We start from the raw sequence: 14,636 nt of genomic DNA, 5'->3' as shown, positions 1-14,636 counted from the left end.
TCACACCGTCACCGGGTCCAGCACCTGGCGACAGGCGCGAACCACCGACAGGGCGGCGAGCATCGAAGTCTTGGGGTTGTGTTCCAGGGGGCGGCCGTTGAGCTCGATGCGAAACTCGCCGAAGCGCCCCTTGACATGGATACGGTGGGTATTGCGGGTCGCCGCCGGGTCGGCGGTGAGACGTACGGTAGTGGCCTGCATACCGATGCCGGCCAGGGCGATGGTCGCCGCCACGTTTGCGTTGGCCGGGAAGAGGCGCGCCGCCTCGCCGGCAGTACCCTCGTAGAAGACCGTCGCCTCGCGGAGGGCGTCGAGGTCCACCAGTTGCTCGGCGTGGCTGCCTTTCCAACTGCGCGGTGCCTTGCAGGCCTCATAGGTGACGCTCTCCAGCCCGCCCTCACGGGCGGCGGCCAGGCCGTCCATACCTGCCACGGCACCGGAGAGCACCAGCATGCGCCCGCTGCCCGCCTCGGCGGCCTGACGCAGGCGGCCGTAGAGCCCCTCGTCGGCCAAGGCACCAGTGGCCACGATGGCCAGGGTCAAGCCGCGGGCAAGCACCGCTTCACCGTGCTCGGCGAGGCCTGGCTGGCCGGCGCACTCCACCACCAGCTCGGGGCGCTCCTCGCACTGGGCAACCGAGGTCAACACCTCGACACCTGCATCCAGCCGCTCGCGAGTGAGGGTCACCTGGGACTCGGGCACCACCACCCAGGCCAGCTCCAGGCCCGCCGGCAGCAGGCGGTGCACTTCCTGGGCCATGGCCCCATAGCCGATGATCATCAAGCGTTTGGTCGTCATTGCGGTGGTGTCCTCGGGGGTCAGAGGTGGTGATTGAAGCCGCCGGACACATCCAGAGCGGCGCCGGTGGTGAAAGAAGCCATGGGCGAGGCCAGGAACACCAGCGCACGGGCCGGCTCCTCGGGGCGCCCCAGGCGCTTCATCGGTATGCCGCGCTTGACGGCAATACCGGCGACCCACTCCTCCCAGCCCAGCGACTTGTCGTCGCGAGCCTCAAAGCGCCGCCGCCACTGACCCGACTCCACCATGCCGAGCAAAATGGAATTGACCCGGATGCCCTCGTCGATCAGCTCGTGGGCGAGCGAATGGGTCATGTTGAGCAGGGCCGCGCGTGCCGCCGAGGTGGCGATCATGTGGGGCTCCGGCTGCAGCGCCAGCAAGGAGTTGACGCAGGTCAGCGAGCCGATATCGGAGGCGGCGAGCTGGGTACGGAATGCGTTCAGCGGATTGATCACCCCGAACAGCTTGAGGTTGGCTTCGGCCAGCCAGGCCTCTCGGGGGGTGTCGTCGTAGTGCGCCACGTAGCCCTGACCAGCGTTGGCGATGAGCATGTCGGCGCCACCGAAGCGCTCGGCCACCGCGACGGCGAAGTCAGCGCAGGAAGCCTCGTCGAGCACGTCGCACGCTTTGGTCAGCAGCTCGGCTGCGGGAAACGCTTCTCGCAGCTCAGCCTCGGCGGCGGCCAGGCGCTCGCCATTGCGACCGCAGAAGGCCACCCGTGCCCCTTCGGCCAGCAGCAGGCGCACGGTCTCCAGGCCGATGCCCGAGGAACCGCCGGTGACCACGGCGACACGTCGTTCGATCAGAAAGCTCATGGCAATCTCCTAAGGGGTCTCTGACGCGTCGGCGGCGCCGAGCAACGAGCGAGAGAAGTCGTCCAGGGCCCGGGCGAAGGCCTCGGGGGCGTCGATATAGCTGGCGTGACCGGCCCGCGGGATGCCGCCATAGGGCGCCCCCAAGCGGACGGCCAGGGCGTGGGCATCCTCGGGCGGAGTGATACGATCCTCGTCGCCACATACCACCAGGGTCGGTACCTCCGGTGTCGCCGGCAGGTAGCGGGCCAGGGTGTCATTGGCAAGCATCCAGCCGGCCTGGGCGAAGCCCGCCACATGGAGCTTTTGCATCTCCGCCTCGACCCGGGCGATGTCCGTCGTGTCGGCGCCCTCGCGCAGCAGCCGCGGCGCCCTGGCCCGGGCGTAGGCGGCATGGCCCTGAGCCTCAAGCTGGGTCCAGCGGCTGCGATAGACCTCGTCGCGCTTGGCCGCCTCGGCATCGCCGTAGCCCTGGGCCGGATCGGCCAGCACCACCCCGGCCAAGCGCCCCGGATGGGCAGCCAGGTAGGCGGAGGCCATCATGGCGCCCAGGGAGTGACCCACCAGCACGCAACGCTCGATGCCAAGCGCTGCCAGCCAGGTTTCCAGGCGTGCGGCATAGTCGGCAGCGGTGGGAGCCTCACCCGCCAGGGGCTGGCTGTCGCCATAGCCCGGGGCATCCCAGGCCAGCAGACGATAGCCAGGCAGCTGCTCGGCGAGCTTCGCCCAGGAGCCGGCGCCGGAGCTGATACCGTGCAGCAGCACCAGCGTCGGGGCCTTGCCCGACGCCCCATGGCTCCGCTCCCGGTAGCACTGCACAGCGCCGTCCAACTGCAGGCGTTTGGCATCCACGGCCGACCTCCTTAGTTGCGTTTGACCTTGGACAGAGGATGATCCTCCGGGTAGGTGGGGATCTGCGGCTTGTGCGTACCCAGCATCACGCACATCAGCGCCTCTTCCTCACCATGATTGAACAAGCCCCGGTAGATGCGCGGCGGAATGGAAATCACATCGCGCTCCTCGAGCACGGTTTCCATATAGTCGTCGCCATCCTTGAGAAAGAGAGTGATGGTGCCCTTGAGCACGAAGAAGACTTCTTCCACGTCGTCGTGCACGTGTAGAGGCCCTTCGCACTTGGCGGGCAATACCATGGTCGAGAAGGTAAAGTGCTCGGCGGGAATGGTATTGGTATCATCCTTGACCCCGGTGGCACCGGTGCCGATATAGCGCATCTGGGCACGGCGATACTTGGGGTCGTAATCGGCCTGGAACTTCAGTGCATCCCAGTCGTACTTGCGCCCTTTGAAACGCGCAATACGCGTCTGCATCCACTCTTCGAAAGTGGTGCCTTCAGGCTTTTTCCATGTTTCCAGCATGACGTTCATCGTGATTTCCTCTCTTCTTGGTCGCATTCCAGCTGCATCACAAGCGCTTTAAACTGCGCTTTCTGGGCAAATCGAGACAAAGCGATCCCTGGACGCCGGTTTTGGGCATCTCGTGGGCACTTTTCCTTCGGTATCGAACTCGCTTAAACGAACTCGTTAAACGGGAGGTGTCGTCGCGTTTATCTCAGACTTTATTTATCTCTGTTTTCCTCTTGGCGATCGTTCAGGCGATGTTTTATCGCCACGGGTCATGCCTCGGCTTTCTTTTGCCGACGAGTCTCGGCATCGATTCCACCTTCCACGGCCCACTCGGTGAAAGATTCCAGCGAGTGCTGCATCTCACGCGGCTCCCAAGCTTCGGTGAGGTAGTCCTCATTGGTGTAGTACTCGAAGGCTCCACCCAGGGGGCTATTGACGTACCAGAAATAGGCCGAGGAGATCGGGTGCCGCCCCGGCCCCAGGAACGTGCTCCACTGCTTGCGGTTCATGGCCAGACCGCCGCCGATCACCTCGTGAATGTCGCGCACGGTGAAGGCCACATGATTGAGGCCGGCGCCACGGTGGGGCAGCTTGAGCAGGAAGAGGTTGTGATGCCCGCCGCGGGCCTGCATACGCAGAAAGACGGCACGGTCGGTGTAGCGATCGGAGACGGCGAAGCCCAACCTGTCACGGTAGAACGCCTCAGTGGCCTCGAGATCGTCGACGAAGAACACCGCATGACCGATGCCAACCGGGGTCGCCCGCTCGTAGACCGGACTCGGTTGGTCGACACGGCGCATGTCGCCGTACTGGTTGATCGGGGTAACGTCGAGCTCGACCTCACGCAGGGAGTCGACGCGGATGGCCACTGTCATTCCATTGGGATCCTGACACTCGATATGATCGCCGCGATCCACGAAGCCGGGCTGGTCGGCGAGCCGTGTCTTCAGTGCCTCCAAGGCCGCAGAGTCGGCGGCTCCCCAGGTCATGCGGCGCAGGGTCGATCCCGACTCGAAGGCCGGCGGCAGCGCAGGGTCGTCAATCGGCGCCAGGTTCAGGCGTGCGCCATTGAGGGTTTCAAAAGCCGTATCGCTCACCTGCGACAATCCGAAATCGGTCACGAACCGCTTGCCGACCTCCAGATCCTCGACGCCGAAATCCAGGGCTTCGATACCAACGATGCTCATGTCTCACTCCTGCGTCTACGGGACGCCGTTGTCTGCTGCTGGGCCCACACAGAAAGGCGGGGGCATGCCTGCCGGCAGTGCCGGCTTTAACCAGGGCTAGGTGCCCTGGCGCTCGGTGGTGCTGCGGTAGCCAAGCAGCCCGGAGATCGTCTCTGCCGCGCCCTCCACCGAACTGCGTAACCGTTCACGCTCATCGGCCGGGATCTCATGCACCGGCACCATGATGCTCACTACCGCATCGATATCCCCATCGGCGTTGTAGATGGGGTACACGATGGAGGAGATGCCAAGCTGGAAGAAGGATTCGGCGATCACATAGCCACGGCTACGATCCTCCTGAACCAGTCTCCACAATGCCTCCCGGCTGGCCGGTGCCCCCGGTTGGGTATCGGGCAACGCCTCGTCGGGATAGAGCTCCTCGAACTCCGCTCGGCTCAGGCCGGTCAGCAGCATGCGCCCCAGGGAGGTACGGTGCACCGGCAGTCGGGTGCCGACGCTGACGCGTCGAATGGTGGCGTTGGCGGCACTGACCCTGGCCACATAGATGACGTCCTGGCCATCGCGAATGGCGATATGGCTAGAGCAGCCGGTGGCATCGCGCAGCGACTCGATCACCGGCTGGCCCACCTGGACTACGTCCAGGGAGGCGACGTACTCGAAACCCAAACGCAACACGTTGACCCCCAGGGAGTAGAGCCCCGTGGTGGGATGACGCCGCAGAAACCCCATGTACTCGAGGGTCTGGATCGCCCGGTAGGCAGTGGCCTTGGGAATGTCCACTCGCTTGGCGATCTCGGCGAAGCTCATCTCGCGATGGCTACGGCTCAGCTCCATCAAGATGGTCAGGCCGCGCTCCAGGCCGGGAATCAGATATTTACGTGCATCTTTGTCATTCATAGGGCGTCCTCTCCGGTGTGGGTCGTTCCAGGCTTCAGCATACCCCTGCCTATGCCCATCAGCATTCCATCGCGATTGTCAGGGCTCGACCCTGGGAGAGCAATGCTTCTCTTTTAATATATGAAACTAGATTTCTTATTTGATACGATCAAGATAGGCCACTCCTCCAGAGCTTGTCAAGGACCTATTTCTCTCTGAAGAAACAAACCTAACTTACTGATATTTAATAATTAAAAAGTAAGGAAAATGCGATGAGTCCGGCACCATTCAAGCGCGTGCGGTCGCCACCAGGCTGCGGTCGCGCAGGGCAACGAGCCGTTGTCCCAGGCGATGCTGCAACTCGAGTCTGGTCTCGCGGCAAACCGGGTCGTCCCAACGGTTGTCGAGTTCGTCGGGATCGGTCTCGAGATCGTAGAGCTCGCCACCCTCATGCCCCTCGAAGAGGCTCAGCCGCCAGCGCTCGGTGACTAGGCTGACGATGCTGGAACACGCCTCGCTATCGCGAAATACCTGAATGCCGGGGTCTTCCACCAGAACGTCCGCCGCCGGCATCGTGCCGAACAGGTCCTGGCCTTGCATGCCGATCGGGACACGCAAACCAGCCCGCTGCAGCAACGTCGGCGCCAGATCGATGGCACTGCCCAGACGCGTGGAGACACCCCGCCTCTTCGCATCCTGTGGGTCGTGCCAGATCAACGGCACCCGCAGCACGCTCTGAAAGTGAAGGCCCATCTTCAGCATGCAGCCGTGATCGCCCATGTAATCGCCGTGATCGGAAGTGAAGGCCACCACGGTGTCGTCGGCGAGGCCCTGTGCCGCCAGAGCGGCCAGCACCTCACCCACGGCATCGTCGACCATGCTGATGCTGCCGTAGTTCAGGGCGATGATCTCCCGCGCCTGGCGCTCGCTCACCGCGAAAGGCCAGTGGCTCTCGGGATCCTCACTGCCCCAGCGATAAGCCTCCAGGGCCGGAGCGGGGATGCCTCGTATCGCCTTCACCGGATGATGGAAGGAATTCGGCAGCTCGACTTCGTCGGGGTCGTACAAGGACCAGTAACGCCCCGGCGGGGTAAAGGGGTGATGGGGGTCGGGAAAGGAGACCACCAGCACGAAGGGGGTCTGGGCGTCCTGCGCGGCCAGGAAGTCGCAAGCCTGCACTTTCACGTATGTGGTCGGATAGAGCGCCTCGGGCACTGCCGTGCGCCAGCACTGGGGCGCCGTAACGCTAGACGGCAGAGCATTGGCAGGCCCTCGCAGCGACGCTGGGTCAGGATGTCGCTCGTGAAGCCAGGCGGTGTAGTGACCGTCCACCAGATCACCATGGCCGATACACAACCGCACGTGCTCGAAGCCATAGTAGGGCGTCGGGAGAGATAGGCCGGGCTGCTCAACCCAGCGGCGACGCACCTCCCAGCCATAGTCGGGTCCTTCGCGCTGGTGGCGTCGAGCCAGGGTCGTTTCCGCCGGCGGTGCCTCGCCCACTCCTCCCAGGGTACGGGGCGGCGCCGGGATGTCCGTGACGTTCTGGAAGTGAGCCTTGCCGACATAACCGGTACGGTAACCGGCCTGACGCAGCACCTCGGCGAAGGTGAGGCTGTCGAGCCCCAGGGGGATGCCGTTCTGGCGCACCCCGTTGACCGAAGGCATCTGCCCGGTGACCAGCGCCGCCCGGTTGGGCTGGCATATTGGCGTGGCCACGTGGAAGCGGGTGAAGTGCACCCCACGTGACGCCAGGGCGTCGAGATGCGGCGTTCGCAGCGTCGGGTTACCGTAGCAGCCTAGATGGTCGGCACGCTGCTGGTCGGTGATGAAGAGCACGAAATTGGGACGTCGCATGACAATTCCTCTCCTGGGCATTTAGCCGAACATCCAGCTCACCGGCCCGGTGACGATCTGCGGGAAGGCGAAGATGATGCCGATTGCCAGGAAGTCGCAAATCAGGAAGGGAATGGCGGCCTTGTAGATGCTGCCCATGGTGGTGCCCTCCGGCGCCACCGCCTTCATCACGAACAGCGCCGCGCCCAGCGGAGGCGAGGTGGAGCCGGTCTCTATGGCGAGCAGGAAGAGCACTGCGAACCAGATTGTGTCGAAGCCGAGTTGATCCACTACCGGCACGAAGATCGGCAGCGTAATCAGCATGATCGGCAGCGGCCCCATGAACATGCCGAGCAGCACCACGGTGAAGACCATGGCCAGCACGATCATGTGGTCGTTGACCGGCAGGTTCATCACCGCATCCATCAACCCGAAGGTGGTACCGGTAAAGGCCAGCAGTTGGCTGAAAGCCACCGCGCCGGCAACGATCAGCAGTACCATCACCGAGATGTTGGCGCTCTCGAACATCGAGCGGGAGAAGTTATCCACCGTCAGGCGGCGCTTGAACAGGGCCAGCAGGATGGTGGCCACCGCCCCGGAGGCGGCTGCCTCGGTGGGCGTGGCCAGGCCGAGGAAGATCACCCCGACCACGGCAAAGACGATGAACCCGATGGGCAAGATATTACGGATACCCGCGGTGACCTTGGCCTTGAGAGGCGTAGGCGCCACGTCGAAGGAGGGCGCCACGTCGGGCTGGAGGGTGCAGCGCGCCCAGATATAGACAGCATAGAGCACTGCCATCAGCAGCCCGGGAACGATGATGGCGATCAGCAGTCGGCCGATCGATATCTCCGCCACCACGCCCAAGACCACCGCCAGCGCGCTGGGTGGAATCATGATGGCCAGCCCCGCAGAGCCAATGATGGGTCCCAGTGACATGGCCTTCTTGTAGCCGCGCTTTTCCATTTCCGGGGTCAGGCTAGAGCCCAGCAGCGCGATGGAACCCATGCTGTTGCCGGTGAGGGTGGAGAAGAGCACGCCGCCACCCACCGCCATGTAGGCCAGCCGACCGCGCAGCCGACCGAACCACTTGTCAAGGGTATCCATCAGGTCGTTGGCGATGCCGGAGCGAAACATCACTTCACCCATGATCATGAACATGGCGATGGGGACCAGGGTGAAGCTGGTCAGCGCATCGGTGGTATTGATCACCAGCTGTTCTATACCCGAAGTGCCGCCGAGAAACAGATAGGCCCCCACCAGGTTGACCGCCAAGAAGGAAAAGGCCACCGGCAAGCCCAGCATCATCAACGTCAGCAGGGCACCGAGAATGAGCGATAGCGTCAGCCACCATTCCATAACTATCTCCAGAGTGGGGCGAGGTCAGCGCTTCAGGCAGGCCAGCGCCTGGGCCACGAACTGAATGGCGACCAGGAACATGCCGAGCGGAAAGACCCAGGTGAGCAGATAACTGTGGGGCGCCAGAACGGTGGTCTCGCGGGTACCGAACTGATACTGGTCGAGCGTCACTGCCAGTCCGTACCAAGTCGCGTAGAAGCAGACCGCTGCACCCAACAGCGACATCGCGCACCCGAGCGGTACCCGCCAGCGCGGGTGCAGGTTCTCGGTGACGATGTCGATGGCCACATGGCGGTTCTTCTCCAGCAGGTAGGGCGCCCCGAGGAAGGTCATGTAGAGCAGCGCATAGCCACTTAGCTCCACCACCCAGAGCAACGACTTGCCGAACAACAGGCGCGACATGATCTCGGCGAAGACGGCGCCGGTAGCAGCCACCAGCACCACTGCGCTGATGACCGCCAGCAGGAAGTTCAGGCGGCTCAGGCCCCGCATCAGAAGGATAAGCAGGGACTTGCCGAGAGAATGTGGTTGGCGCATATCGAACCACCTGAGAGTAAGGAAGTGCGTTGGATACGGCTTGTCTTGGGGATATGACCGTTGCATGGCGTATCGTCCGGAGGGGAGAGGCTCGATGCGCCCCGGCCCCGGGGCGCACTACCATGGAGAACGGTTCAGTCGACCAGCATGGCCCGCAGTTCGGCGGTCAGCTCATCGTTACCGATCTGGCCTGCCATATGCTCCCAGGCGGTGTCGATGGCCAGTTGCAGATAGCGGTCGGCTTCTTCGCTCTCCAGAGCGATCTCCTCGAAGCCGGCAGCTTCCACCTCGGCATAACCGGCGGCGATGACATCGCCCCAACTGCGATCAAGCTCGGGGCCAAGGGTATGGCGCACGTAATCGGACAGCTCTTCACGCAGATCATCGGAAAGGCGCCCCAGGGCGCGGTCGCTGACCAGGATGCTGAAGCCGGCACGGTAGAAGGACGGGGTGAGGTAATAGTTGACCACGTCTTCGTACTGCTCGGCCCAGCCGAGGTTGCCCTGCATGAAACCGTCGATGGCGCCGCGCTCAATGGCGGTATAGATCTCCCCGATGGGCAGTACCAGGCCATTGGCACCCAGTGCCTCGATAAACGGCAGGCCGGTGGGGAAGACCCGGATGCGCTTGCCGCGCAGATCATCCAGGCCATCGATACGGTTCTTGAAGAACAGGAAGAACTGCACGTCGGAGGCGGGAATCTCACCCAAATAGTTGAGGCCGCGCTCGGCGTGGATCTCAGTCATGCGGTCATAGAAGCCGCTCTCGAGAATCTCTTCGTAGTTCTTGAACGACAGGTTGGAGGTGGTGGAAGACGGTACCAGCCCGGAATAGTAGCTGGGGCTGAGCAGCGCCATGTCGATGGAGTTGTTGCGCACCGCATCGGCCAGACGGAATGGCGGCATCACTTCGGGGCCACCGCGCCAGTCAAGGAAGAGCCGCCCCTCGAATTCCTCGTTGACCGCGGCGATGAACTTCTCGAAGCCGGCGGAGACCGCCGCGGTCTTGGGAGTGAAAGTCACCACGTTGAAGCGAACTTCATCGGCAGCAACGGAGAGAGAGAGACCGGCCAGCATCAGGCCAGCGGCAAGCTTCGTCAGGGTAAAGGTTTTCATGGCTGTTAAGCTCTTGTGGTTGTGATGGAGATCATTGATGGCGAAGGAAGGGTCAGTCCAGGGCTACGCCCCAGGCATCGTAGCCGTAGACCCAGTCGGCATTGCCTTCGCCCTTCAGCCAGTCGTTGGCACGGGAGCCGCGCTGCACCTTGGCGGTACGCTCCTTGCGGGCATTTTCGTAGCGGGTCAGGGCCACCGGTATCCGCTCGGGATCGGCGTCGGCCAAGCAGCGCGACAGCACCACGGCATCCTCGATGGCCATACAGGCCCCTTGGGCCATGAAAGGCACCATGGGGTGGGCGGCATCGCCGAGGATGGTCACTTGTCCCTGGGACCACTGCGTCATGGGCTCACGTACGTAGAGCGCCGACTTGGTGACGCTATCGCAGGCGGCCAGCAGCGCACGGACGTCGGGATGGAAGCCCTTGTAGACCTCGCGCAGCTCCTCGACATCGCCGGGCAGGGTCCAGGACTCCTCACGCCAACCTTCCTGGGGCGTGGTGGCGAAGATGAAAACCTCCTCGCCGCGGGTCAGGGGGAAGACCACCACCTGGCTGTCGGCAGTGGCACCCCACCATTTGGTGAAGGCATCGAGGTTCTCCACCTCGGGTACCGCCGAGCGCGGCACCACCGCCCGGTAGGAGACCAGGCCGGTGAACTCGGGGCGGTCCTCGCCGAACAGCGAGCGTCGCACTGCGGAATGAATGCCATCGGCACCGATCACCACGTCGACGCTCTCCTGGCTACCGTCCTCGAAATGAATGACAGGGCGCTTCCCCTCGGCTTCCACACGGGCCACCTTGCTGCCCAGGCGAATTGCCGCTTCCGGCAGCTTCGCTTCCAGGGCCTTGAGCAGATCGCCGCGGTGAATGGTCAGTTGGGGCGCGCCATAGCGGGCCTCGGCGGCATCGCTCATGGGCAGCTTCGAGGTGACTTCACCGCTGTCCCAGGTCCGACTCAGGCGATGCGTGGGGCGCGCTGCCGTCTCGCGCAGGACGTCGCCCACGCCCAGCCGGTCAAGGGCCCGCACCGCGTTGGGCGTCAGATTGACGTCAGCCCCGATACGTAGAAATTGCCGGGCCTGCTCGAAGACGATCGCCTCATGGCCGGCCTCGCGCAACGCGATGGCGGCACACAGGCCACCGACGCCACCACCACAGATACCTATCGTTAGTTTTGTCATACCCCACCCGACTCTTGGCTCTTGCTGTTTTAACATATGAAACAGAGTTTATTATTTGATATCTAGACTCTAGGCCCACCTTTTCAGTTTGTCAAACCCAACGTGAGTCCAACGTTCACTCCTCCTTTCTGCGGCAAGAAGAGGCTTGGGCCATCCGTGAGCGACAAAGCCGGATGCCGTGGAGACGGCCGCAATCTTCAGTGACGAATCAACTTCTCGGCCAGGCGCAGCACCAGCGGTCGACCAATGGTGATGAGGGAGAAAGCGATGGGCCATGAAATCAGGAAGGCCTTGGCCCAGCGCACGAGAAAGCCGCTGTCGAAACCGGTATTGACCAAGGTTATGGCCAGCGTCATCAGGCCTGCCATGTAGGTGGTCATCAGTACCGAGACCACCAGGGAAGAGTAGCGGGATGGAAACAGCATGAGCGGCTCCAAGCGGGCTGCAGACCCCGAGGTTACGCTAGTGAAGCCCCGCAGCTTGACCACGAAGGGGCGATGCCGGGCATCGCCCCTGCCTCAACGCAGCGTCATCAGGTTGAAGGCGGGATCGGCCAGCTGAGCCGGCTCCAACGCCCGCTGGGTAGCGATCCAGCGCTTGCCCAGCTTGATCGCCCGGGGCTGGTCGAAGGCCACCATCTGCACCAGCCGGCTCGCCTCGTCCAGATAACAGAACACCGGCCCCTGCTGCTCGTGGCGAACCACTGCCTGCAGCCCGGGGCGCGGAACGCCGAGGATCTGAATATTCACGCCGTGCTGATCGGACCACAGCCAGGCGGGCTCGTCGTAGTGAGCTTCCAGGCCCAGCATCGTCTCGGCGACCACCCGTGCCTGATTCTGGGCATAGGACCAGGACTGCAAACAGAGCCCCAGCTGAGGGTGCTGGGCCACATCACCGGCGGCGAAGATATAGGGGTCGGAGGTACGACCGCCGGCATCCACCACGATGCCCTGCTCGATGGCCAGACCGGCCTCCCGTGCCAGCTCCAGATTGAAGCTCACCCCGGTGCCCACCACTACCAGATCGAACGGCTCGAAGGCGTTGCCGTCGGCCTCTATCGCCACCCGGCCATCGGTCTGCTCGAATAGCGCCAGCTGCTGGCAACCCAGCTGCAAGTCGACACCATGGCCGTGATGCAGCTCGGCCAGACCGGTCGAAACCTCGGCACCCACACTGCGCTCGCAGAGCCGCTGCTGACGCTCGAAGACCACCACCTCGAGACCCAGCTTGCGGGCGCTTGAGGCGACCTCCAGACCGATCCACCCACCACCGATCACTCCCAGGCGGCGACTCGTCTCGAGCCTGGCCTTGAGCCGCTGGGCGTCCTCCCAGGAGCGCAGCGTCATGACCCCGGGGATTTCGCCCCACTCGGGCACCGGCAGTCGTGGCCGGCTGCCGGTGGCGATCAGCAAGCGGTCATAGGGCAGACGCTGGTCGTCGCTGAGCAGCACTTCACGGGCCTGACGGTCGATGGCCGTGGCCCGCTTGGGGCGTTGCCACTCGATCGCCATGGCGGCCAGGCTCTCCTCGGAGAAGAGCCGCGGCAGCGGCTCACCTCCGGTGACCACCCCCTTGGACAGCGGCGGTCGTTCGTAGAAGTCGTGGGGTTCGTCCGCCACTACCGTCAGGCGTCCGCTATAGCCTTCGCTGCGCAGCGCCTTGCAGGCATAACCGCCGGCCTGACCACCGCCGATCACCACAATATGGGAGATCTCCTTGCTGGACATGATGATTCCCCCTAGTTGAAGACAAAACCGCCGTTGACCGGGATCAGTTGACCGGTGACGAAGTTCGACCAGTCCGAGAGCAGGTAGAGCACGGTGCCATCGACATCCTCTGGCTGCTGCTCCTCCTTGAGGGCACGACCTGCCGCATAGTGGGCGTAACGCTCCTTGGGCACGTACTCGGTGGCCTCACCGCGGGTCAGGCCCGGTGCGATGACGTTGACGCAAACGCCACGTTCGCCCAGCTCACGCGCCATGGCCCGGGTCATCGCGATCACGGCCCCTTTGCTGGCCACATAGGCCATCAGTCGAGGAGCGCCCCACAGAGCGGTGTCGGAGGCCACGTTGACCACCTTGCCGCGGCGTGAGCGCTCGAGAAGCGGCAAGGCCGCTCGAGTCATCTGCCACACGCCGCGCACGTTGACCGCCATTACCCGGTCCCACAGGGCGGGGTCGTACTCGTCCAGCGTCTTGCCCCCCACATTGGTGGCTATGGCAGCGTTGTTGACCAGACCATCGAGGGCACCTCCCTTGGCGACCCGAGCCATCCCCGCCTCGATGGAAGTGGCATCGCCCTGATCGATGACCAGTGCCTCCACCTCGGTACCGGTATCACGCAGCGCCGCAGCGGTCTGCTCCAGCTCTGCCTCGAGGATGTCGCTGATCACCAGGCGAGCCCCTTCGGCAGCCGCCGCCTCGGCGATGCTACGACCCAGACCGCGGGCAGCCCCGGTGATCATCAGCCGCTTGCCGGCCAGACCATGAGTGGCCATTTCAGGCCGCCTCCTGGCGCTTGGCCAACTGCGTCTTGGCCATCTTCAACATCACCCGGCGCAGCCGCGAGAGACCGACGTCGTGCTGGTAGAGGTTCTCGTGGTGGCGGGCATCGGGAGCCAGATTCTCGAGAATGATGCGATCCTGCTCGAGCACGTCCCAGTGCAGCCCCTCGAGCTTGGTGCGGTAGAAGAAGCGCCACACCTGGCGCTGCCAGCCGTCCACCTTGCGCACCCGCCAGAAGAAGACACGGCAGTTGTCCTGATCCTCAGGCACCACCATGCCGACGATCCAGAACGGACCACCGGGCCCGAAACGCTTCTGATAGGGAATCGACAGGCGCAGCCAGAGTGCACCGCTGTTGCCGTACTCCACCCAATCGAAATTGACCCCGGCCTGGCCGGTCTTCTTGAAGATGAAACCGGTCTGGGTGGGCTCCAACACCATCTCCGCTTGCCGGTCGCCCTCGGCCATGGAGTGGGAATCCGCATGCAGGTACGTGCCGTGCATGGGGTCCATGACGTTGTCCACCGCATACTGGTAATTGCACTTCCAGGTGGCGGTGCACAGGAAGTGGCCATAGCTAGCCTCATCGGTAAGCTGCTCGGGCAGCTCGAGGGCCGGCGGTGCTTCGTCGGGAGTGGTGCCGAAGAAGACGAAGATGGCGCCCTGGGCCTCCTGCACCGGGTAATGGCGCACACAGGCGGTACCCACCATGGGGCTGTTGCCGATCGCCGGTACGTCGCAAACCGTGCCCTCTCCATTTACCTCGACCCCGTGATACCAGCAGGCCAAGCGGTCGCCCAGATTCCAGCCCTTGGAGAGGCGGGCGCCGCGATGCGGGCAGCGGTCTTCGATGGCGTGCACCATACCGTCGTGATCACGCCACAGGGCCAGATTTTCGCCCAGCCGGGTGATGCCCACGGGATTGCTGCCCACCTCCCAACTGGCCAGCACGGGATACCACAGGGAGCGCAGGCCGGTGTCCAGATAGTCCTGCACGCGAGCGTCTACGGAAGCTGCTGTCGTCATCTCTCTCGACCTCATCGTTGTTCGTTCATGCGAGCAGGC

15 protein-coding genes are annotated in these 14,636 nt (G+C 63.7%); all 15 read right to left on the bottom strand.

Annotated features, from left to right (window positions below; all coding sequences use genetic code 11):
- Entirely contained in the window at positions 1-798 is a 798-nt protein-coding gene (locus tag B8115_RS02255) for an aspartate dehydrogenase (RefSeq protein ID WP_010626118.1), read from the bottom strand.
- Positions 799-818: 20 nt separating this feature from the next.
- On the bottom strand, positions 819-1,613 hold the full coding sequence (locus B8115_RS02250; RefSeq protein WP_010626117.1) for an SDR family oxidoreductase: 795 nt from the start codon (positions 1,611-1,613) through the stop codon (positions 819-821).
- 9 nt (positions 1,614-1,622) lie between these two features.
- The gene (locus tag B8115_RS02245; RefSeq protein ID WP_010626116.1) at positions 1,623-2,462 is read right to left on the bottom strand and encodes an alpha/beta fold hydrolase; all 840 of its coding nucleotides are present in this window, start codon (positions 2,460-2,462) and stop codon (positions 1,623-1,625) included.
- Positions 2,463-2,473: 11 nt separating this feature from the next.
- A complete protein-coding gene (locus B8115_RS02240) occupies positions 2,474-2,995 on the bottom strand; it encodes a cupin domain-containing protein (protein WP_010626115.1) in 522 nt (173 codons plus the stop codon).
- A gap of 248 nt (positions 2,996-3,243) precedes the next feature.
- Positions 3,244-4,161 (bottom strand): VOC family protein, encoded by a 918-nt coding sequence (locus B8115_RS02235; RefSeq protein WP_010626114.1) that lies wholly within the window; start codon positions 4,159-4,161, stop codon positions 3,244-3,246.
- 96 nt (positions 4,162-4,257) lie between these two features.
- Entirely contained in the window at positions 4,258-5,058 is an 801-nt protein-coding gene (locus B8115_RS02230; protein WP_010626113.1) for an IclR family transcriptional regulator, read from the bottom strand.
- A gap of 267 nt (positions 5,059-5,325) precedes the next feature.
- Positions 5,326-6,894: a sulfatase gene (locus B8115_RS02225; protein ID WP_010626112.1), complete on the bottom strand. Its 1,569-nt coding sequence runs from the start codon at positions 6,892-6,894 to the stop codon at positions 5,326-5,328.
- Positions 6,895-6,915: 21 nt separating this feature from the next.
- Positions 6,916-8,232, bottom strand: coding sequence for a TRAP transporter large permease subunit (locus B8115_RS02220; RefSeq protein WP_010626111.1), 1,317 nt, complete (start codon positions 8,230-8,232; stop codon positions 6,916-6,918).
- 24 nt (positions 8,233-8,256) lie between these two features.
- Positions 8,257-8,769 (bottom strand): TRAP transporter small permease, encoded by a 513-nt coding sequence (locus tag B8115_RS02215; protein ID WP_010626110.1) that lies wholly within the window; start codon positions 8,767-8,769, stop codon positions 8,257-8,259.
- A 134-nt stretch (positions 8,770-8,903) separates the two neighbouring features.
- Complete coding sequence (gene dctP, locus B8115_RS02210; protein WP_010626109.1) at positions 8,904-9,884, bottom strand: TRAP transporter substrate-binding protein DctP; 981 nt, start codon at positions 9,882-9,884, stop codon at positions 8,904-8,906.
- Positions 9,885-9,936: 52 nt separating this feature from the next.
- Positions 9,937-11,067, bottom strand: a complete 1,131-nt coding sequence (locus B8115_RS02205) for an FAD-dependent monooxygenase (protein WP_010626108.1) — start codon at positions 11,065-11,067, stop codon at positions 9,937-9,939.
- A gap of 197 nt (positions 11,068-11,264) precedes the next feature.
- Positions 11,265-11,492, bottom strand: a complete 228-nt coding sequence (locus B8115_RS02200) for a DUF2798 domain-containing protein (RefSeq protein ID WP_010626107.1) — start codon at positions 11,490-11,492, stop codon at positions 11,265-11,267.
- Between the two features lie 93 nt (positions 11,493-11,585).
- Positions 11,586-12,794 (bottom strand): NAD(P)/FAD-dependent oxidoreductase, encoded by a 1,209-nt coding sequence (locus B8115_RS02195; RefSeq protein WP_010626106.1) that lies wholly within the window; start codon positions 12,792-12,794, stop codon positions 11,586-11,588.
- Between the two features lie 11 nt (positions 12,795-12,805).
- Complete coding sequence (locus tag B8115_RS02190) at positions 12,806-13,564, bottom strand: SDR family oxidoreductase (protein WP_010626105.1); 759 nt, start codon at positions 13,562-13,564, stop codon at positions 12,806-12,808.
- Position 13,565: 1 nt separating this feature from the next.
- The gene (locus B8115_RS02185) at positions 13,566-14,597 is read right to left on the bottom strand and encodes an aromatic ring-hydroxylating dioxygenase subunit alpha (protein ID WP_010626104.1); all 1,032 of its coding nucleotides are present in this window, start codon (positions 14,595-14,597) and stop codon (positions 13,566-13,568) included.
- Positions 14,598-14,636 lie beyond the last annotated feature (39 nt).

Origin of the sequence: Halomonas sp. KM-1 (assembly GCF_000246875.1) — a bacterium.
In the GTDB taxonomy this organism is placed as follows: Bacteria; Pseudomonadota; Gammaproteobacteria; order Pseudomonadales; family Halomonadaceae; genus Halomonas; species Halomonas aerodenitrificans.
This window is presented reverse-complemented; position numbering and strand designations above follow the sequence as displayed.

What these genes read in the sequence shown, in the direction of transcription:
- B8115_RS02255 (WP_010626118.1), bottom strand. Translation starts at nt 798, where the DNA reads ATGACGACCAAACGCTTGATGATCATCGGCTATGGGGCCATGGCCCAG.
- B8115_RS02250 (WP_010626117.1), bottom strand. Translation starts at nt 1,613, where the DNA reads ATGAGCTTTCTGATCGAACGACGTGTCGCCGTGGTCACCGGCGGTTCC.
- B8115_RS02240 (WP_010626115.1), bottom strand. Translation starts at nt 2,995, where the DNA reads ATGAACGTCATGCTGGAAACATGGAAAAAGCCTGAAGGCACCACTTTC.
- B8115_RS02235 (WP_010626114.1), bottom strand. Translation starts at nt 4,161, where the DNA reads ATGAGCATCGTTGGTATCGAAGCCCTGGATTTCGGCGTCGAGGATCTG.
- B8115_RS02230 (WP_010626113.1), bottom strand. Translation starts at nt 5,058, where the DNA reads ATGAATGACAAAGATGCACGTAAATATCTGATTCCCGGCCTGGAGCGC.
- B8115_RS02225 (WP_010626112.1), bottom strand. Translation starts at nt 6,894, where the DNA reads ATGCGACGTCCCAATTTCGTGCTCTTCATCACCGACCAGCAGCGTGCC.
- B8115_RS02220 (WP_010626111.1), bottom strand. Translation starts at nt 8,232, where the DNA reads ATGGAATGGTGGCTGACGCTATCGCTCATTCTCGGTGCCCTGCTGACG.
- B8115_RS02215 (WP_010626110.1), bottom strand. Translation starts at nt 8,769, where the DNA reads ATGCGCCAACCACATTCTCTCGGCAAGTCCCTGCTTATCCTTCTGATG.
- dctP (WP_010626109.1), bottom strand. Translation starts at nt 9,884, where the DNA reads ATGAAAACCTTTACCCTGACGAAGCTTGCCGCTGGCCTGATGCTGGCC.
- B8115_RS02205 (WP_010626108.1), bottom strand. Translation starts at nt 11,067, where the DNA reads ATGACAAAACTAACGATAGGTATCTGTGGTGGTGGCGTCGGTGGCCTG.
- B8115_RS02200 (WP_010626107.1), bottom strand. Translation starts at nt 11,492, where the DNA reads ATGCTGTTTCCATCCCGCTACTCTTCCCTGGTGGTCTCGGTACTGATG.
- B8115_RS02195 (WP_010626106.1), bottom strand. Translation starts at nt 12,794, where the DNA reads ATGTCCAGCAAGGAGATCTCCCATATTGTGGTGATCGGCGGTGGTCAG.
- B8115_RS02190 (WP_010626105.1), bottom strand. Translation starts at nt 13,564, where the DNA reads ATGGCCACTCATGGTCTGGCCGGCAAGCGGCTGATGATCACCGGGGCT.
- B8115_RS02185 (WP_010626104.1), bottom strand. Translation starts at nt 14,597, where the DNA reads ATGACGACAGCAGCTTCCGTAGACGCTCGCGTGCAGGACTATCTGGAC.